General features: G+C 57.7%; 13 protein-coding genes. 10 read left to right on the forward strand and 3 right to left on the reverse strand.

All coding sequences use genetic code 11. From position 1 onward, the window contains the following. Positions 1–4,568, forward strand: a 4,568-nt coding sequence (locus AU511_RS14670; RefSeq protein ID WP_139829395.1) for an Ig-like domain-containing protein, incomplete at its 5' end; no start/stop codon positions are given. A 91-nt stretch (positions 4,569–4,659) separates the two neighbouring features. After that, complete coding sequence (locus AU511_RS14675) at positions 4,660–5,001, forward strand: tryptophan synthase subunit beta (RefSeq protein ID WP_094101958.1); 342 nt, start codon at positions 4,660–4,662, stop codon at positions 4,999–5,001. 55 nt (positions 5,002–5,056) lie between these two features. Here AU511_RS14675 and lapD read toward each other — a convergent pair whose 3' ends face one another. Together lapD and lapG are read right to left on the reverse strand one after the other, a co-directional pair. Then, entirely contained in the window at positions 5,057–7,006 is a 1,950-nt protein-coding gene (gene lapD, locus AU511_RS14680) for a cyclic di-GMP receptor LapD (RefSeq protein ID WP_094110129.1), read from the reverse strand. Positions 7,007–7,015: 9 nt separating this feature from the next. Further along, a complete protein-coding gene (gene lapG / locus AU511_RS14685; RefSeq protein WP_240503847.1) occupies positions 7,016–7,654 on the reverse strand; it encodes a cysteine protease LapG in 639 nt (212 codons plus the stop codon). A 252-nt stretch (positions 7,655–7,906) separates the two neighbouring features. Between lapG and murQ the strand changes: the two genes are divergently transcribed. From murQ to tadA, 3 genes are all read left to right on the forward strand, one after another. After that, a complete protein-coding gene (murQ, locus tag AU511_RS14690) occupies positions 7,907–8,800 on the forward strand; it encodes an N-acetylmuramic acid 6-phosphate etherase (RefSeq protein ID WP_094101961.1) in 894 nt (297 codons plus the stop codon). Between the two features lie 73 nt (positions 8,801–8,873). Further along, positions 8,874–9,512 (forward strand): phosphatidylglycerophosphatase C, encoded by a 639-nt coding sequence (gene yfhb, locus AU511_RS14695; RefSeq protein WP_094110130.1) that lies wholly within the window; start codon positions 8,874–8,876, stop codon positions 9,510–9,512. Positions 9,513–9,692: 180 nt separating this feature from the next. Further along, complete coding sequence (gene tadA / locus AU511_RS14700) at positions 9,693–10,199, forward strand: tRNA adenosine(34) deaminase TadA (RefSeq protein ID WP_217809527.1); 507 nt, start codon at positions 9,693–9,695, stop codon at positions 10,197–10,199. Here the strand turns inward: tadA and mltF are convergent. After that, positions 10,188–11,654: a membrane-bound lytic murein transglycosylase MltF gene (gene mltF / locus AU511_RS14705; protein ID WP_094110131.1), complete on the reverse strand. Its 1,467-nt coding sequence runs from the start codon at positions 11,652–11,654 to the stop codon at positions 10,188–10,190. The two genes, tadA and mltF, sit on opposite strands and share 12 nt — an antisense overlap. 280 nt (positions 11,655–11,934) lie before the next feature. Between mltF and purL the strand changes: the two genes are divergently transcribed. The 5 genes from purL (at position 11,935) to glnB (ending at position 20,779) form a co-directional block, all read left to right on the forward strand. Then, positions 11,935–15,819 (forward strand): phosphoribosylformylglycinamidine synthase, encoded by a 3,885-nt coding sequence (gene purL / locus AU511_RS14710; protein ID WP_094110135.1) that lies wholly within the window; start codon positions 11,935–11,937, stop codon positions 15,817–15,819. 933 nt (positions 15,820–16,752) lie between these two features. Further along, positions 16,753–18,192 carry a sensor histidine kinase gene (locus tag AU511_RS14715; protein ID WP_094110132.1) on the forward strand — a complete coding sequence of 480 codons (1,440 nt, stop codon included), beginning with the start codon at positions 16,753–16,755 and terminating at the stop codon, positions 18,190–18,192. Between the two features lie 41 nt (positions 18,193–18,233). Next, positions 18,234–19,001, forward strand: a complete 768-nt coding sequence (locus AU511_RS14720) for a two-component system QseEF-associated lipoprotein QseG (protein ID WP_167372049.1) — start codon at positions 18,234–18,236, stop codon at positions 18,999–19,001. After that, positions 18,998–20,335 carry a two-component system response regulator GlrR gene (glrR, locus tag AU511_RS14725; protein ID WP_094101967.1) on the forward strand — a complete coding sequence of 446 codons (1,338 nt, stop codon included), beginning with the start codon at positions 18,998–19,000 and terminating at the stop codon, positions 20,333–20,335. The genes AU511_RS14720 and glrR overlap by 4 nt, the downstream gene beginning before the upstream one ends. Positions 20,336–20,440: 105 nt before the next feature. Then, positions 20,441–20,779 carry a nitrogen regulatory protein P-II gene (glnB, locus tag AU511_RS14730; RefSeq protein ID WP_094101968.1) on the forward strand — a complete coding sequence of 113 codons (339 nt, stop codon included), beginning with the start codon at positions 20,441–20,443 and terminating at the stop codon, positions 20,777–20,779. Positions 20,780–20,952 lie beyond the last annotated feature (173 nt).

Below are 20,952 nucleotides of genomic sequence, written 5' to 3' on the forward strand. Positions count from 1 at the left end.
TGAGCGTACCGGGCGAGGTGCTGGCTGGTAACTCGCAGATCCACGCCGAAGTGACGACGACAGATGCGGCGGGTAACCCGACCACGGCATCTGCCGATCACGGCTACGCGGTCGATACCGCGGCGCCGGAAGCGTCGATCACCATCGACGACGTGACTGGTGATAACACCGTCAATATCGCTGAAGCGGGTCAGAACCAGAACGTGACCGGTCGCGTCGGCAACGATGTGCAGGTCGGCGACACGGTGACCGTGACTATCGGCGAACAGGCTTACCAGACCACCGTCACCGCGTCGGATAACGGCAACGTGTGGAGCGTCAGCGTACCGGGCGAGGTGCTGGCCGGTAACAATGAAATTCATGCGGAAGTCACCACCACCGATGCGGCGGGTAACCCGACTACGGCATCTGCCGATCACGGCTACGCGGTTGATACGGCCGCGCCTGAAGCCAGCATCACCATTGACGATGTCACCGATGACAACACGCTGAATATCGCCGAGGCGGGTCAGCCGCAGGCTATCACCGGTCGCGTCGGCAACGACGTGCAGGTCGGCGATACGGTGACCGTGACCATTGGCGATCAGGCGTACCAGACCACCGTCACCGCGTCGGATAACGGCAATGTGTGGAGCGTCTCGGTACCGGGCGAGGTGCTGGCCGGTAACTCACAGATCCATGCGGAAGTGACCACCACGGACGCGGCGGGTAACCCGACCACGGCATCTGCCGATCACGGCTACGCGGTTGATACCGCGGCACCGGAAGCCAGCATCACCATCGATACGATCACCGACGATGACTCAATCAATCTGGCCGAAAGCAATCAGCCGCAGACCATCTCTGGCCGGGTCGGCAATGACGTGCGCGTCGGCGATACGGTGACGGTCAACGTCGCGGGTCAGTCTTATCAAACCAGCGTGACGGCTGCGGCGGATGGGGCCAAGGTCTGGAGTGTCGTTATTCTGGGCAGCGTTCTGGCTCTGGATACCGTGGTGCACGCTGCGGTGACTACTACCGACGAGGCGGGAAATGCAACGACGGCGATGGCCGACCACACTTACACGGTCGATACGGTGCTGCCGGATGCCAGCATCACCATCGATGATGTGACCAGCGACAACACCATTAACATCGTTGAGTCTGGACAAACGCAGACGATCTCCGGTCACGTTGGCAACGACGTGCAGGCAGGCGATATCGTCACGGTCAACGTGGGCGAATTTAGTTACCAGACCGAAGTCACCGTCAATGACGAAGGAGACACCGTCTGGAGTGTGACTGTGCCGGGCGACGTGTTGGCCGGCAACGCGCAGATTCATGCGGAAGTGACCACCACGGATGTCGTCGGCAATGAGGCGACGGCGTCGGCGGACCATAGCTACGCGGTCGATACGTCCGCGCCGGAAGCCAGCATCACGATTGATGCGGTCACGGCGGATAACACCATCAACCTGGCGGAATCGGGTCAGAGCCAGACTATCACCGGCCGTGTCGGCAACGATGTTCATGTCGGCGATATCGTCACCGTCAGCGTGGGGGGACAGACTTATCAAACGAACGTGATCGCCGCCGCAGACGGCAGCTATGTCTGGAGCGTAGAGGTTCCGGGGAGCGTATTGGCGGGTGACTCGCAGATTCACGCCTCCGTCACGACGCTGGATGTGGCCGGTAACCCGACCACGGCGACAGACGATCACGGCTATGGCGTGGATACGGTCGGTCCGGACGGCGGTAGCCATACGCTGACCGTCGCGGAAGATACGGCATTGGCTATCTCCTGGAGCGATCTGGGCGTGTCCTCCGATACCAGCAGCATCGTAATCTCTTCGCTGCCGGACGCCAGCGCGGGTACGTTCTATTACAGCCAGGACGGCGAATGGCATCAGGTGACCGTCGGTCAGGAGTTAACGGCGGGCGATACCGCATTGCGCTTTGTCCCTGCGGCCAATGTGTCCGGTAACGGACTGGCGGAGCTGAGCTGGCAGCCGGTCGATGCTGCGGGCAATACCGGTGCTCAGGGCGAAGTGTCCATCAATGTAACGCCGGTGGCGGATGCGCCAGTCGTATCGCTGGATATCTCCAGCGGTGAAACGGTACCGACGACCCCGTCTTACATCAAGGTCAACGGCGGTAGTGAAAACGGCGGATTCGACGTTCAGGACGGCAAAATCGTGCGTATCGGCGACAACGTGCGCATCTGGCTGTCTGAAGGCGATACGGTGCCTGAAATTGTGGGTAACGGCGTGGTCGCTTACTACGGTCAGGGGAACACGAACGGCTCCAGCAGCCAGTATACCGACCTGTTCGTCGTCCATGACGGCAGCGGCTACTATCAGGACGGCAGCTGGCGCTCACTGAACGCGGTGACCGGCAATAGCGGGACGGAAGCTTCAGGTACGCGTCCTGACTATATCTTTGTTGAAGGTACGACGGCGGATGGCTACACCACCTACGTCGGTCCTAACAACAACGCCGCCACCAACGTGAACACGTACGACTCGGTGACTATCACGTACCAGGGCAACACGTTGATCAGCGGTGCTAACCATCTAGACGGCATTATCTACGGCGACGGCAGCTACATCGCGGCGGATAAGCAGGACTTCAAGGAAGAGTCCGTGGCGGAACAGGCGGGTTATCAGCAGCATGAGGTGACCGTGTCTGCCGCGCTGACCGACCTTGACGGCAGCGAGCAGCTGTCGGGCATTACGCTGACGGGGATTCCGGAAGGTTCCGTGTTGACCGATCACATCAATAACGTGACGGTCACCGTCGGTGCCGACGGCGTGTACCTGATTACCAATGCTCAGCATTTGGATACGCTGGCCGGAACCATCACCATTCAGACGCCTGTGGATGCCGGTAAGTTCGACATCATTGCGCAGGCGACGGCGACCGAAGTGGCGAACTATGATTCGTCGACCGGCTACTCTTCGCAGGAAGTCGAACAGTTCGGCGCGACGATGGGCACCACCGGCGACGATGTGCTGACGGGGACGAGCAGTAACGATTTGATCGTGGGTGATGTATCCGGTCTGCAGATCATGGAAGGGCAAAACTACAACATTGCCTTCCTGGTGGACTCCTCCGGCAGTATGTCAAATGACAGCATCAGCAAGACGGTAGCCTCGTTGACCACGGTCTTTAACAACCTGATCAAGAGCACGTCGGACGTTCATTCGGGGTCGGTGAATGTGTTCCTGGCGGACTTCGATACTAAAGTCGGCCAGACCATCTCCGTTAACCTGTCGGATTCGAACGCCTTGTCCAAACTGGTTGCGGCGCTGGAGACAATGACGTCCGGCGGCGGTACCAACTACGAGGACGTGTTCAAAACGGCGGCTAACTGGTTCCAGAGCGATACCGTGGAAAGCAATCCGGGTACCAATCTGACCTACTTCATTACCGATGGTGAACCGACCTATTATCAGGCTGGTGAAACGGATACGGTGAGGGTTAGCAGCCGGACTACGCTGGATATCGATTCGTTCGATTACCAACCGGGCACGACCTACTACATGACCATTTCTGGTGTGAGCCGAGAAGTGATCAGCAGTACCGGCGACGTTTACTACTACTCCAACTCGGGTCGTGGCAGCGTAACGCGTACGGTGATTGGTCAGGTTCACGCCGAGGGCGACGGGACTTACGAGATCTCTCATCTGGCGGGCACCGGTTACAACGCTAACTCAGCGACGACGTCGAACTCCTCTGAAGGCTATGCCTTGCTGCATGAGGTATCGAATGTGGAAGCCATCGGGGTTGGGGATTCGTTAAACGCATCGAGCCTGAAAAACTACGATAGCGACGGTGTGGTATTGGATCATATCGATCCGGGCCAGCTGTCAGAGGCGATTCTGGGATCGAACCAGTCTCTGACCGGCGGACACGATACGCTGCTGGGCGGCAACGGCGACGATATCCTGTTCGGCGACTCTATCTCGTTCGACGGCATCGACGGCAACGGTCTGCCGGCCTTGCAGCAGTATGTGGGCAACCAGCTGCATCTGGGTTCGGATACCACCGCATCCGTTCAGCAGGTACATGAGTACATCGCCGGACACAGCGCCGAATTCGATATTGCCAGTTCGCAAGGCGGTAATGATACGATTAGCGGTGGTTCGGGTAATGATATCCTGTACGGACAGGGCGGTAACGACAACCTGGACGGCGGGTTGGGTGACGATATCCTGTATGGCGGAAGCGGCGATGATGTGCTGAGAGGCGGGGTCGGCAACGACACGCTCATTGGCGGCAGCGGCGCGGATACCTTTGTCTGGAAGGCGGGCGATACTGGTTTCGACACCATCAAGGACTTCAATCCGGCGGAAGGCGACCGCATCGACCTGAGCGATCTGGTCGGCGAGCTGGAAGCGGGAACGGATATCAGCCACTATATTCGCATTGTGGATAACCAGGGCTCGCCAACGATTGAGGTGAGTACCCAAGGCCAATTCACGGATCAGGGTGGCGCGACGCCGGACACGTCCATTACGTTGGAACATTACAGCGGATCGATGCCTTCTCTGGAAAGCCTGATTGCGAAGCCGGATCATAGCTCTTAGTCATTAAGATTCCACGCGCAATAGGCAATACAAAGGAAACCGGACGTTATGCGTCCGGTTTCCTTATTGGCAGTATGTAAAAGGACAGCCTATGTTTTATATATTACGAGATAACGACGGTAACCTGGTTCGGGTGGAGCCGACCCCTTTCGAAGGGATGAACGGCGAGCTGCTACAGGACTCGGTTGAGGCACAGGCGTGGATGAATAATCAACAGTCGATTCTTTCTAGTCTTGAACAGCTGCGCAGCAGCGACCTGGAAATGGTGCGAGTGTTGGAGGACCTGATTCAGGTACTGACCAGCAAAGGGTTGCTGAACATCACTGATTTCCCGCAGGCGGCGCAGCTGAAATTGATCCAGCGTGCGCAGGCGCGTGAAGCGTTAGGGGGATTGGATGCGCTGATTCGAGATGACGAAGAGGGGATGTTTTGAAACTCGGTCTAGATACGCACTGACTTGCCGTTGCCGGCAAGTCAGTGGCCAGGACTCAGGACAGCGACACCGGGAACGGTTCACCCAACAGTCGGCCCATCGCGCCTTTAATGCCGAGCGCGCGCAGCTCTTCCAGCTCGCCTTTCGTTTCCACCCGTTCCGCAATCAGCGGCAAATCAATACTATTCATCGCGCGTTGCAGTGCAGTGATAAACACCTTCTTATCCTCCGCCTCATCGATATCACGAATATAGCTGCCGTCGATTTTCAGGTAGGCGAGGCCCCATTTCGACAGATTGCCGATAATGGTAAAGCGGCCGCCAAAGTGCTGCAGCCCCAGTTTGCAGCCGAACTCATTAAGCAGTTTCACCAGCAGGTCAAGTTGCTGCGCGTCAGGCAGTTGATTTTCGTCCAGTTCCAGAATCAGACGCGCGGCCCGCTGCGGATGCGCTTTCAGCGGCGCCAGCCATTCGGCCATCAGTTGCAGATCCAACACGGTGCTGCCGGACAGGCTTAAGGCCAGCGTGCCGTCGTACCGCTGCAAATAGGCAAGGGCATGTTTCATCATGACCTGATCAAGACGCGTGTTCCATCCGAAGCGTTGAACCCACGGCAGGAATTGCCCGGCGTTGATGGTGTTGCCTTCCTGGTCGAGGATGCGGGCCAGCACTTTGTGATGAAGGATCTGACCTGTCTGAGCGCAGTCCATCACCGGCTGCAGGAACAGCTGGACCTTCTCCTGCGCCAGTAACGGATCCAGCAGGGTGAACCAGTGATGGCGGTCCGCCACCCATTGAGACTTCTGACCGTCTTCCTCTTCTTCGGCGTGGATATCCGAATTCCGTTCCGCTTTCATCAGCAGGCGGTCGCCTCTGATAAACAGCGATGCCGGAGAATCCCCATGCTGGAACGACACCAGCGCCAGGCGAGCCACGGGGGACACGTCCGTCTCGCCGGTTAGAAATAGCGCCTCGATGCGGTTCGACAGTTCGTCAGCCAGCGCCTGCGCCTCTTTCTGAACCAGACCGGGACAGAAAATGGCGAACTCTCCGCCGCGAATACGCGCGGCGAGGCTGTCAGCCTCGACATAACGTTTTCTGCACTTCAGGATATTTTGCGCGACGGAAGCCAGCAGGGCATCGGTTTTAGCCGCGCCCAGACGCTGGTTCATTCCCGCCAGATCCTGTAGCCGCAGCATAATCAGATAACCGGTGGAGGCTTCCTCATCGCTCAGGCGAGTTTCCAACTGAATATCCATCGCGCGGCGGTTGGCCAGTCCGGTTTGCGGATCCTGATAGGCTTCCTTACGTAAGCGCTCGCTTCGCTGAGCTTCCTCTTCGAACAGGGTCTGCAGTTTGGTGACCATCAGGTTCATAGCCTGAACGACCCGGCGCAGCTCCGGCGTTTTGGGCAGTTTGGGGATGTTCAGGAACTCGCGACGACAAATTGCGAGCGACTGTACGACCATATCATCCAGCGCGCGCAGTTGACGGCGCAGGAACCAAGCGCCGAGCACCAGTCCAATGGCGCCGCACGACAGCAGCCAGAGCAGCGAAGCGGAGGTGCCTTCCCACAGTCTGGAGATGGCAAACATCGGGTGGCTCACGACCTCGACCCGCGCCGCTTGTTCCCAGCCGCGCATCACGATGGCTTGACCATTGCCGGGTTGCAAGTCCACCAGTTGGACAAACCAGGCGGGAACGCTTGATACTTCCGGCGAAGTGGCGCGTTCCATCGTCACCTTGTGGGTTTCCAGATCGATGACGCGAATACTGGAAAAATAACCGCTATCGAAAATAGAACTGACCAGCAGTTCAACCATCGCCGGATCGTCGATATTCGGCGTGAGCGCCACGCCCAAAGCCGTAGCGGCATCCTGAGCGTGCGAGTGCAACTGGTTGTTATATTGATCGCGTGAACTTTCCAGGGTGGCGATAAAGCTACCGCTGAAAATGAACAGCATAAACAAACAGATGGCTATCAGTAATTGTTTAAATAGCGACATTGCCCCATCCTACTCATCAAGAGAAAATCCTTCTGCGCGCATTTTAATTAATAAATCCTGCCAGCGAGACAGTCTTTTGCTGTCGCCGGCTCGTCGGTTGCCGCCTGAGCCAGGTAGCCAGAGTCCGTCGCCATTAAAGGAGTATACCGGCAGCAAATCCTTACGCTGTGTGGCGGGACGGATCTCGGTGATCAAACTATCCAGGATCAACGGAATGGCGTTCGGGGAAGGGTAATAGCTGAGCACCATATGCGCACGGTTAAGGCTCAGCGCTTTAACGTAGGTGATACGCAGCTTTTCACGTTCGACGCCAAGGTGAATGAGCGTCAGATATTTGGCGACCGCATAGTCTTCGCAGTCGCCCATCCCTTTTCGCAACATCTCGATCGGCGTGGCCCAGTAATCCTCCTGCTGCCAGACGTCGATATCTTCCCGGTAAGCTATTCTGTCATTGAAAAAGCGGTTAACCGACTCCAGTTTTTGACTTTCGGTCGTCGTTTGCTGCGCCTGCATCAACGCCTGCCAAGCGGCTATCCTCTGGCGTGCTTCCGGCGTGGCCTGACCATAGCGCTGATCGGTGATTGAGTTGATGGCGGAGAAATTCCAGTCCGCATAGAGCGTACCCGCCACCAGCAGCAGGCTGCCGATGAAGAAGTGTAATAGAACATGAACTAATGACTGGCGCTGCGCATGAAATTTCAACGTGACGTCTCTGTTACCCACCGGTGGATCCGGACTACGTAGTCTGAAATTGACGCCTGAACAAACAAGCATTGTAGACCGCTGCCGCATAGCTTACTTTGAACGGCTGAAAAGTGCCATGTGATAACGATAGCAGGTACGACTGATTTATCACGAAGCTGATACGTATCAGCTTCGCGTGTATAAGCGAGGAAGCGTATGGATTTAGGGGCATTGGTATCCGAGAGCCGTCACCCGGCGACGATGGATTTAGATCGTATGGCGACGCTGGACATGATGGCCCTCATCAATGAAGAGGACCGACAGGTGCCGGAAGCTATCCGGCAGGTGCTGCCGGCGATTGCTCAGGCGGTGGACATCACTGCCGCGTGCATGAAGGCGGGCGGACGGCTGATCTATCTCGGCGCGGGGACCAGCGGACGTTTGGGGGTGCTGGACGCTTCCGAATGTCCTCCGACCTTCGGCCTCGCGCAGGGGAGGGTGATCGGACTGATCGCGGGCGGTCCCGGCGCATTGTTAAAAGCGGTGGAAGGCGCGGAAGATAACCCGGCGGGAGGCGAGGCCGATCTGGCGGCGCTGTCGCTGACCGCCCAGGACATGGTGATTGGGCTGGCGGCATCCGGCAGGACGCCCTATGTGATGGGGGGGCTGGAGTATGCGCGCCGCATCGGCTGCCATACCGCGGCCATTTCCTGCAACCCGGCGTCGCCGATCGCCCAACTGGCGGAGATCGCTATCTCTCCTGTCGTCGGTCCGGAAGTGTTGACGGGGTCGACGCGCCTGAAATCCGGCACAGCTCAGAAGCTGGTCCTGAATATGATTTCCACCGGCGCGATGGTCAGGTTGGGCAAGGTGTACCAAAATCTGATGGTGGATGTGAAAGCGACCAATGCCAAGCTGGTGGATCGCGCCTGTCGTATCGTTGTGGAAGCCTCCGGCGTGGAGCGCGACATCGCGCGGCGAGCGCTGGAACAGACGGAGTATGAGGTCAAACCGGCCATCGTGATGATTCTGACCGGCTGCGATGCCGCTCAGGCGCAGGAAAAACTGGCGCGGCACCAGGGATATCTGCGCGACGCCATACAGGAGTAGCGTCATTCGCTTTTCACCCTTGATTACCGTAAAACGAGGCGGGGATGCTCCCGTCATAGATAAGGAGCCGGTTTTGAACGATAAGCAAAATTTGCGCGTCGTATTTTTTGATTTGGACGGCACACTGCATCAACAGGACATGTTCGGCAGTTTTCTGCGTTTTCTGATCCGGCGTTTGCCGTTTAATCTACTGGTGGTCATCCCTGTGCTGCCGGTAGTCATGCTCTCGCTGCTGTGCGGAGGCAGGGCGGCTCGCTGGCCGATGAGCTGTTTGCTGTGGGCCGTCACGGTGGGCCGCAGCGAGACGAAGCTCGAACAGCTGGAAAAGGCGTTCGTGGAGAGTTTTCGTCAGCAGGTGACGCCGTTTCCTCAGGTGCAGCAAAGGCTGACCACTTATCTAAGCGCCAGCGATGCTCAGGTGTGGCTGGTAACCGGATCGCCGCAGCGGTTAGTGGAGGCGGTCTACCGCGACGCGCCCTTTCTGCCGGGCGTACGGCTGATGGGCAGCCAAATCTGCCGCCGCTATGGCGGGTGGGTGCTCACATTGCGCTGTCTGGGCCGGGAAAAGGTGGTGCAGATGGAGCGCCATTTGGGCGCTCCGCTGAAGCTCTACAGCGGTTACAGCGACAGCAAACAGGACAATCCGCTGCTCTACTTCTGCGAACACCGCTGGCGGGTTACGCCGCAGGGGCGTTTGCAACAGCTGGAGTAATGCCTACGTATGAAAGGCCGTCTACAGACTCGTCATACTTTGCGTTGCACGCGCGCAGGCCCTAATCACTGACAGACGTCAGCGCAGCGGCGTTGGCCGTCTTACCACCTTCCTGCAACTCGGCTCATTTCGAGTATAATGCCCGCCGCTTACGAGGAATTGACGGGTAAAAGAGGCACGATGAACAGCGTAAATGATGATGAATTCTGGATGCAGCATGCGCTGACGCTGGCGCAACGAGCCTGGGATGAAGGCGAAGTCCCCGTCGGCGCGGTGCTGGTGCTGGACAACCAGGTCATAGGCGAAGGCTGGAACCGTTCTATTGGTCAGCATGATCCCACCGCGCACGCCGAGATCATGGCGCTGCGGCAAGGGGGAAAGGTGGTGCAAAACTACCGTTTGTTGAATAGCTCGCTGTATATCACGCTCGAACCCTGTGTGATGTGCGCGGGGGCGATGGTTCACAGCCGCATCGGGCGTTTGATTTACGGCGCCGCCGACGCCAAGACGGGCGCGGCCGGATCGCTAGTGGACATTTTACGTCACCCGGGCATGAACCATCAGATGGAGATCACCTCGGGCGTACTGGCGGAGGCCTGTTCGACGCAGCTGAGCGACTTTTTCCGGCAGCGGCGCAAAGAGCAGAAGGCGCGCCGAGCGGCCGCCAAAGGGGATTCACTTTCCTGATGAAGACATTCGGGAGTGCACCAGCGCCGGAGAGACAGCGGGATAGCCTTCACCCGCTTGCTTGACGTGCTGGGCTTTGTTCTCTTTTTCCGTCAGGTAGCCGACCAGGCTGATCATATAGCGACGGATGTTTTCCACATAGTTATAGGCTTCGTGACCACGCGCGTAGCCGCTGGCGGTCTGCTGGTAATAGCGTTTCTGGCTTAGCATCGGCAGCCGCATTTTAACGTCAGCCCAGCTGTCTGGGTTGCCTTTCTGCTTCTCGGTCAGCTTGCGCGCATCCATCAAATGGGCGTAACCCATGTTGTAGGCCGCCAGCGCGAACCAGATTTTCTCGTCGTCCGGGATAGTGTTCGGCATACGCTGCATCATCAGCGAGAGATATTTCGCGCCGCCACGAATGCTCTCCTCGGGATTCAGTCGGTCGACCACCGCCAGACTTTCCGCCGTATTCCTCGTTAACATCATCAGACCGCGCACGCCGGTAGGCGAGGTCGCCAGCGGATTCCAGTGCGACTCCTGATAAGAGATGGCTGCCAGCAGCTTCCAGTCCATCTCCGTGGCATAGCGCTCAAACAGCGAGCGCAGCCCCGGCAGGGTAGTGTCGATCGCATTCAGAAACGTGGTGGTATCTACGTAGTCGAACTCCCCAACGTGACCCAGATACTTCTCTTCCAGACGCGCCAGCGAGCCGTCTTCGGTAATCCGGCTGAAGAAGTCCAGCATGGCGGCGGACAGGCTATCGTCGTGGGTCTGGCGCATATACCAGTTGACCGGCTCCTCATCGCTGAGATCGAACGCGACGGCCAATTGCGGATAGATGCGCTGCAACAATCCGACGCTGATAGAGTCGGCAATCGTGTAATCCAGCCGTCCATCGACCACTTGCTTAAGCAGATCCAGCTCGGAGACATTGGTGCTGGTTTGCCAGGTCAGGTTTGGAAACTGTTGGGCCTGCTGCTCGCGCAACGTGGATAATTGCGCGGAGCCGGACAATACCGCCAGCCGGCCTTTGAGCTTGCCAAGCGACGTCGGACGCGGCGAACCCAGCCGATACACCAGCTGCTGTGAAACGGAATAGTAGGTGGGGCCGGCACGGAACGACTGCGTCCGATCATCGCTGTAAATCAGACCCGCAGCCAACATGTCGGCGTCGCCGTTGTCGAGATCGGTGAATAATTCATCAATGTTTTGACGTGTGGAAACGACCAGCTTGACGCCGAGGTAATCGGCGAATCGTTTAGCCAGTTCATAATCGAGCCCTGACGGGGAGCCCCGGTGTAGGGAGTAGGTCAGTGGAGAAACAATCGTACTGACACGTAGCTCACCACGTGAAAGGATTTGCCTGAGTTGGTCGTCCTGGCTGCTGCGCCAAGGAATATTTGGCCACAGCGCCAACGCCAACAACAGTGCAATCACCCCGATGAAAAAATAATTTATCGTTAAACGCTTCAAGGAATTTGATGTCTCTCGGTGGCCTGATGGCCTGTCTGTCTATTAGGCAGTTTCTTATGCTGAGTGTCCCAGAGTCGGGGCATTTTGCGTAACAAACCGCCAGGGTGCAACTTTTATTGCCCCGGTAACGAATTGGTCACCTATCATCAAAGATGTTCGACTATTGCCGCGCAAACGGTTTCGTCGCGCGGCGGTATTCTCTATAATGTGCCGCGTTCCCCCCTCCTGTAGCGCCATGGTGCCCGCTATCGGTGCATCGAAGACGAGAGAATGTGAAATGATGGAAATACTGCGTGGTTCCCCGGCTTTATCGGCTTTTCGTATCAACAAACTATTGGCGCGTTGCAAAGAGAATCTCCTGCCCGTCAGCGATATTTATGCCGAATATGTGCATTTCGCCGACGTGACCGCCCCGTTAAGCCCCGATGAAAAAACGCAGCTGGCCCGCCTGCTGAAATATGGCCCCTCACTCCCCGAACACGATCCTGCAGGCTCCCTGGTGTTGGTCACGCCTCGTCCCGGCACTATTTCTCCCTGGTCTTCGAAAGCCACGGACATCGCGCACAACTGTGGTCTGAACACCGTTCGCCGTTTGGAGCGCGGACTGGCCTTCTATATTTATGCGCCGACGCTGAATGAAGCGCAGTGGCAGTCGCTAGGCGAACTGCTGCACGATCGTATGATGGAGACGGTATTTAGCGAGCTACAGCAGGCGGAGCGTCTGTTTGTTCAGCACGAACCTGCGCCGCTGCAGCGGGTAGACATCATGGCGGAAGGGCGTCAGGCGCTGGAAGCCGCCAACCTTCGTCTCGGCCTGGCGCTGGCGGAAGATGAAATCGACTATCTGATCGACGCGTTTACCCGTTTGAACCGGAACCCGACCGACATCGAACTGTATATGTTCGCGCAGGCCAACTCCGAACACTGCCGACACAAAATCTTCAACGCAGACTGGGTTATCGACGGTGTGAAGCAGCCCAAATCCCTGTTCAAAATGATTAAAAACACCTATGAACAGACGCCGGATTTCGTGTTGTCCGCTTATAAAGACAATGCTGCCGTCATGACAGGTTCCGCCGTGGGGCGTTTTTTCCCCGACCCGCAAGGCCGCTATGAGTATCATCAGGAAGACGCGCATATCCTGATGAAAGTGGAAACCCACAACCATCCCACCGCGATCTCGCCGTGGCCGGGGGCCGCAACCGGCTCCGGCGGCGAAATTCGTGATGAAGGCGCGACCGGACGCGGCGCCAAGCCGAAAGCCGGACTGGTCGGTTTTTCCGTTTCCAACCTGCGTATTCCCGACTTCACTCAGCCGTGGGAGCAGGACTTCGGCAAGCCGGATCGCATCGTCAACGCGTTGGATATCATGTTGGAAGGCCCGCTCGGCGGGGCGGCGTTCAATAACGAATTCGGTCGCCCGGCCCTGACCGGTTACTTCCGCACCTACGAGGAGTCTGTCGACAGCCACAATGGCACGGAAGTGCGCGGTTACCACAAACCCATCATGCTGGCGGGCGGGATCGGCAACATCCGTGCGGATCACGTGCAAAAAGGGGAGATCTCTGTCGGCGCGAAGCTGATCGTGCTGGGCGGACCGGCAATGAATATCGGTCTGGGCGGCGGCGCAGCCTCTTCCATGACCTCCGGCCAGTCCGATGCCGATCTGGACTTCGCCTCGGTGCAGCGCGACAACCCGGAAATGGAACGTCGCTGTCAGGAAGTGATCGATGTCTGCTGGCAGCTCGGTGACAAAAACCCGATCCTGTTCATTCATGATGTGGGGGCGGGCGGCCTGTCCAACGCGATGCCGGAGCTGGTCAGCGACGGCGGCCGCGGCGGTCGTTTCGAACTGCGCGACATCCTGAACGACGAACCGGGTATGAGCCCGCTGGAAGTGTGGTGCAACGAGTCGCAGGAGCGCTATGTGCTGGCGGTCGCGCCGGAACAGCTGGAGACCTTCGACGCCATTTGCCGTCGTGAGCGCGCGCCGTACGCCGTGATCGGCGAGGCGACAGAAGAGCAGCATTTGACGCTGAACGATCGCCACTTCGATAACCAACCGATCGACATGCCGCTGGAAGTGCTGCTGGGTAAAGCGCCCAAAATGCAGCGCGATGTGACCCGTCTGCATAACGAAGGCAAGCCGCTCAACTTTGATAACATCTATCTGGCTGACGCCATCGAGCGGGTGCTGCATTTACCGGCCGTTGCCGAAAAAACCTTCCTGATCACCATCGGCGACCGTAGCGTAACCGGGATGGTCGCACGGGACCAGATGGTGGGGCCGTGGCAGGTGCCGGTCGCTGACTGCGCCGTGACGACGGCCAGTCTGGATAGCTATTACGGCGAAGCGATGTCCATCGGGGAGCGTGCGCCGGTGGCGCTGCGTAACTTCGCCGCCTCAGCCCGTCTTGCGGTAGGTGAAGCGCTCACTAACATTGCCGCGACGCATATAGGCGATCTCAAGCGCATCAAGCTGTCCGCCAACTGGATGTCCGCCGCCGGGCATCCGGGCGAGGACGCGGGTCTGTATGAAGCCGTCAAAGCCGTCGGCGAAGAGCTGTGTCCGGCGTTGGGGCTGACCATTCCCGTGGGTAAAGATTCGATGTCCATGAAAACCCGTTGGCAGGAAAACGGCGAGGACCACGCCGTGACGTCGCCGCTGTCGCTGGTTATCACTGCGTTTGGCCGCGTCGAAGACGTGCGCAATACCGTCACGCCGCAGCTACGCACCGACAAAGACAATGCGCTGCTGTTGATTGACCTTGGCGTCGGCCATCATGCGTTGGGCGCGACGGCGTTGGCGCAGGTTTATCGTCAACTGGGACGTAAAACGGCGGACGTGCGCAGTTCGGAACAGCTGGCCGGCTTCTTTAATGCCATGCAAAAGCTGGTGGCTGACAAGGCGCTGCTGGCTTACCACGACCGTTCTGACGGCGGCCTGTTGGTGACGCTGGCAGAAATGGCCTTCACTGGTCACTGCGGCCTGTCAGCTGACATCGGCAGCATGGGTGAAGACGGTCTGGCCATTCTGTTTAACGAAGAGCTGGGCGCGGTCATTCAGATTGAAGCCGCACGACGCGCGGAAGTTGAGCAGGTGTTGGCGGAGTTTGGTCTGGCAGAGTGCGTGCACTATCTGGGGCGCGCGGAAGAGGGAAATCAGTTCGTCATCTCTCTGGGGAAAGAAGTTATTTATCGTGAGAAACGCTCCACGCTGCGCAGCTGGTGGGCGGAAACGACCTGGCAGATGCAGCGTCTGCGCGATAACCCGCAGTGCGCAGATGAAGAGCATCTGGCGAAGGAAGACGACAGCGATCCGGGTCTGAACGTTTCGTTAAGCTTCGATCCGCAGGAGGATATCACCGCGCCCTTCATCAATACGCAGGCGCGTCCGAAGGTGGCCGTGCTGCGTGAGCAGGGCGTCAACTCGCATGTGGAAATGGCGGCGGCGTTCGACCGAGCCGGATTCGAGGCTATCGATGTCCATATGAGCGACCTGCTGGCGGGACGGCGCGGCCTGCAAGACTTCCAGGCGCTGGTCGCCTGCGGCGGCTTCTCCTACGGCGATGTGTTAGGCGCAGGCGAAGGTTGGGCGAAGTCGATTCTCTTCAACAGCCGCGTCCGCGATGAATTCTCGGCGTTCTTTGCGCGTCCGCAGACGCTGGCGCTGGGCGTGTGCAATGGTTGTCAGATGATGTCCACGCTGCGTGAGCTGATCCCCGGCGCGGAGAACTGGCCGCGCTTTGTCCGCAACAAATCAGATCGCTTTGAAGCACGTTTTAGCTTGGTGGAGGTTGCTCAAAGCCCATCTTTGTTTATGCAGGATATGGCCGGTTCACGGATGCCGATCGTCGTGTCGCATGGTGAAGGGTTGGTGGAAGTGCGTGATGCCGCGCAACTGGCCGCCTTGGAACAACAGCAGCTCGTGGCGCTGCGCTTCGTCAACAACTACGGTCAGGTTGCAGAAAACTACCCGGCCAACCCGAATGGGTCTCCGCGTGGGATCACGGCGGTGACCAGCCTCGGCGGACGTGCCACGATCATGATGCCGCATCCTGAACGTGTCTTCCGCACCGTCAGCAACTCCTGGCACCCAGACTCCTGGGGCGAAGATAGCCCGTGGATGCGTATGTTCCGTAATGCGCGTAAGCAGCTCGGCTAAGGGTTTTCTAGTTAACGGAATCACTGCAAGAAAAAGGGACGATGTCCCAGAGCCGGACACCTTGGGTGTCCGGCTTTTTTATGGGCCTAAATCGTGACACCCGCTATGACGAACGATTGGATAATACGGCGTTGCCGATCCGCAGGATGGCGTGGTCAGCCGCCCGCGAGATATTTCCCGCGAGGTCTTGCGAACGGCGCAGGAAAACGGCGTGGGTAGCGCTGAAAGAACGCTGTCGTTTTCCTGCCTTATGGCGAGTTTCAACCCACTCTTGAATGCGCGCTCCGAACGGGCTGTCTCATAGTCACGACAATGCTATTTTTGACTGTCTCCTAATGGAGACATCTATTTTGTTGATAAATATGGTTTTTATTTTTTAACTCTTGTGGTGTCGGTTTTTAGCGACAGAAAACGGAGACGCGCGAGACGATACTGACGTATTCGCAGAGGCGGAGCGAAATGAAAAGAAAATGAAATTTAATTTCGATTAGACATCAATTAGTTATGGTATTGCGTGGATTGATGGCACGGTAGATGCTATAGCTTATGCAGCTGCTCATTCAACTGGTTATGACAGCGAAGCAGAATCAACGCTTTTGCTCATAACACCCGGAATGATGCCATAAGAAATGGTGCCTATCGTCCAACATTAACGATAACTGTGCGTGCAAACGAACTTTATCACCCCACGGACGACACGTTGAGTGAGGCACCCCCTCTTCAGAGACCCGGTCAAACTTCCCGTTTGACCGGGTTTCGCTTTTTTAGTCCCTGTATGCAGTGAAACGCACTATTTCTGCGGGGCGTTTCGCCTTCTTTCCGGCAACCTGGCCCTATTTCGCAATGGGCCGACATACGCTTCGCAGGTCGCGGTCGAAAACATTGCACTTTCTCTGGAGTTGGCTAGCATCGAGCAAATATACAGGTAACGAGATGATCTCATTGAAACGATGGCGTTTGTTCCCCCGATCTTTGCGGCAGCTGGTCATCATGGCGTTCTTGCTGGTGCTGCTGCCGTTGCTGGTGCTGGCCTATCAGGCATATGGCAGCCTGAATGCCCTAAGCGAGCAGGCCGCCATCATCAACCGCTCGACGCTGACGGATGCCCGACGCAGTGAGGTAATGGCAGGCTTGGCATTGGCGTTGGAACGCAGCTATCGTCAATATTGTGTGCTGGACGATCGCACGCTGTCCCAGCTGTATCAAAATCAGCGCAGGCAATATGCTCAGATGCTGGACGTTCACGCCCCGGTTCTGCCCGATCCTCAATTACCGCAGCGCCTGCGGCAGTACTTGACGCAACTGGCGGAGATGCGCTGTCAGAATAGCGCGCCGAGCGGGGAAGGCGCGGCGCTGCTGGATAGTTTCTCGCAAGCCAATACGCAGATGGTACAGGTGACGCGAGAAGTGATCTTCTCCCGCGGGCAGCAGCTTCAACGGACTATCGCGGAACGCGGCCAATTCTTCGGCTGGCAGGCGCTATTGCTGTTTCTGGTCAGCGTGCTGCTGGTCGTGCTGTTTACCCGCATGATTATTGGTCCGGTGAAGGGCGTCGAGCGGATGATTAACCGCTTGGGGGAAGGGCTGCCGTTGGGAGATTCGTCAACGTTCAGAGGCCCCCGGGAAATTCGTTCGCTGGGGCAACGTATCATCTGGCTGAGCGAACGTCTTTCATGGCTGGAAGCGCAGCGGCATGAGTTTCTCCGGCACATTTCGCATGAACTCAAAACGCCGCTGGCGAGCCTGCGCGAAGGCACGTCGCTGCTTGCGGATGAGGTTGCAGGACCGCTGACGGAAGACCAGCGGCAGGTCGTCACCATTCTGGACAGCAGCAGCCGTCATCTACTACAGCTTATAGAGCAGCTGCTCGACTATAATCGCCAGCTTGCCGATGCGCCGACCGAGCTCGAACAGGTCGATCTGGCGGCGATCGTCGACGCCGTTGTGGCCGATCATAGCCTGTCGGCGCGCGGTAAAGCGATGAAGACGCAGGTTGGACTGGACGTCAAAACGTGCCGTGCGGAAACGATGCTTTTGATGAGAGTGCTCGATAATCTCTATTCCAACGCGGTGCACTATGGGCAGGAATCCGGTAACATTTGGGTGCGCAGCCGCAGCGTCGGTTCGCACCTCCAGATTGAGGTCGCCAATACAGGCGCGCCCATCCCGGAAGCCGACCGCAGCATGATTTTCGAACCTTTTTATCAGGGCGCACGTCAGCGCAAAGGCGCAGTCAAGGGCAGTGGACTGGGGCTAAGCATCGCGCAGGACTGCATTCGGCGAATGCGCGGCGAGCTCACTTTGGTCTCGGTAGACTACGCCGACGTCTGTTTCCGTATTGAATTGCCATTAACCACCGAGAATGAAGCATGAGTGCACGGTTGTTTCGTATTTTATCCCCCCGCTGGCGAGCTATGACCGCATTAATCCCGTGGGTCCGTGTGTTACGAACCTTGCTGTTCTCTTCACCCCTTTTAGCTGGCTGCGCGCCGCATGTGGGCGGCGGGACCGCTATGATTGTTGAAGCCAATCGCGCCCCCGATCAGCAGTTGGCCGATTATCGCAGCGTGGAGTGTCACGCCATCTGGTTGGCGAACAGTCGCCAAGCAATGACCAATGCCTTGTACTGGCTGAGGGCGATGGACTGCGCGGCTGAGCTATCTCCGTCGCAGGCGCTGACGCAGGCCAATCAGACACCGATGTCTTCAGACTGGGCCGGGCTCTGGAAACAAAGCTTGCTCCGCGAGCGGGCGGGCGCCGTTCCCGCGGAACAGCGTCAGCGGATTGCCCGGCTGGCGCAGGAGAGCGAAGACGTGCCGACGGATCTTATTCCCTTACTGCAACTGTGGATGGACAAGCAGCAACTGGCCGGGTTTCAAGACGAAGAGCGGGGGCGCATGCAGCGGTTGCAGGACGATCACGAAAAAGCGCTGGCCGATCTTCGGGAACAGCAAAATCAGCTGCGTGAGCAGTTGGACGCCACGACGCGCAAGCTGAAGAATCTGACTGATATCGAGCGCCAGCTGTCGGCGCGCAAAGCGGCGCCCGCTGATTTCTCAGAAGGAGAGGTGCGTCGCGGCTCCTCTTCGGGGCACTCGTCGTCGGAGACGAGTGCGAAGCCTCAGAATGCCGAGACCTCATCGGCGCAGCCCGGTTCGAATACGGGGGGCAACAATCCATGACGACACGGCAATCCGCCAGCCTGCTGTTGGTTGATGACGATCCCAGCCTGCTTAAGCTGCTGGGGATGCGTTTGACCAGCGAAGGATTCAACGTAACGACCGCCGCCAGCGGTCAGGACGCGTTGCGTTTGCTGGTGCGCGAAAAAATCGATTTGGTGATTAGCGATCTGCGGATGGATGAAATGGACGGCCTCGCGCTGTTCGCCGAGATCCAGAAGCAACAGCCGGGGATGCCGGTCATTATTCTGACCGCGCATGGCTCAATTCCGGATGCGGTGGCAGCGACGCAGAAAGGGGTATTCAGTTTCCTGACCAAGCCTGTCGATCGCGATGCGCTCTATCAGGCTATTGATGAAGCGTTATCAGTGGCGGCGCCCGCGCGTGATGACAGCTGGAGAGAAACGGTCATCACTCGCAGCCCGTTGATGTTACGTCTGCTGGAGCAGGCTAAAATGGTGGCCCAGTCGGATGTCAGCGTGTTAATCAATGGTCAGAGCGGGACCGGAAAAGAAGTGCTGGCGCGGGCGATTCATGCGGCCAGCCCGCGGGCAGATAAACCCTTCGTGGCGATTAATTGCGGCGCGTTGCCAGAGCCGCTGCTGGAGTCTGAGCTATTTGGCCATGCCCGAGGCGCGTTCACGGGCGCGGTAAGCAGTCGTGATGGTCTGTTCACCGCGGCGGATGGCGGAACGTTATTTCTGGATGAGATCGGCGATATGCCGTTATCGCTGCAGGTTAAACTGCTGCGAGTGCTGCAAGAGCGCAAAGTCAGGCCGTTAGGAAGTAACCACGATCTGGATATTGATGTGCGTATTATCTCCGCGACCCATCGCAACTTGCCCAAAGCGATGGAGAAAGGGGAGTTTCGCGAAGACCTGTTTTACCGCCTCAACGTGGTGAATTTGAAAATTCCGGCGCTGAATGAGCGCTCGGAGGATATTCCCTTGCTCGTCAATCATCTGCTGCGCCAGGCCGCTGCGCGCCATAAACCGTTTGTGCGCAGTTTCTCCACGGACGCCATGAAACGCTTGATGACGGCGAGCTGGCCGGGTAACGTGCGCCAGCTGGTCAACGTTATCGAACAATGCGTGGCGCTGACCAGCGCGCCGGTCATTAGCGAGGCGTTGGTCGAACAAGCGCTTGAAGGCGAAAATACGGCTCTGCCAACCTTCGCGGATGCTCGCCACCAATTCGAGCTTAACTATCTGCGTAAACTGCTGCAGATCGCCAAGGGCAATGTCACCCAGGCGGCTCGTATGGCGGGACGCAACCGGACTGAATTTTACAAACTGCTGGCGCGCCATGAGCTGGACGCCAATGATTTTAAAGACTAGCTATGGGTAAGTATCGTGCTGATAGCGGGCGCGAGTTGATGCGCGGCCCATCGCATAAACGATGCCAGGCTACGGCCGTGACAAAGTGATGATTAGGATTTCTTGATGAAAAAAATTGATGCGATTATCAAGCCCTTCAAACTGGACGACGTTCGTGAAGCGTTGGCGGAAGTAGGGATTACTGGCATGACGGTAACCGAAGTCAAAGGGTTCGGTCGCCAGAAAGGCCATACCGAACTGTACCGCGGCGCGGAATACATGGTGGATTTCTTGCCCAAGGTGAAAATTGAGATCGTTATTGCTGACGATATCGTTGATACCTGTGTCGAAAACATTATGCGGACGGCTCAGACGGGGAAAATCGGCGACGGAAAAATTTTCGTTTATGACGTAAGCCAAGTCGTGCGTATTCGTACCGGTGAAGAAGACGAAGCGGCGCTTTAACCTCCTCTCTTCGACGGCTTATGGGGTTTTGACGTTCTCCTGGGCCACTGAAAACTCTGCTGAATCAATGTCGACCGCATCATCACGTCGGCGTTGATTCAGGTATACTTGTCCTGCCTTTCTCATTATCCTGCCCGACTGCCCGACTGCCCGACTGCCCGACTGCCCGACTG

It is taken from the genome of Lonsdalea iberica (genome assembly GCF_002111585.1).
Classification (GTDB): Bacteria; Pseudomonadota; Gammaproteobacteria; order Enterobacterales; family Enterobacteriaceae; genus Lonsdalea; species Lonsdalea iberica.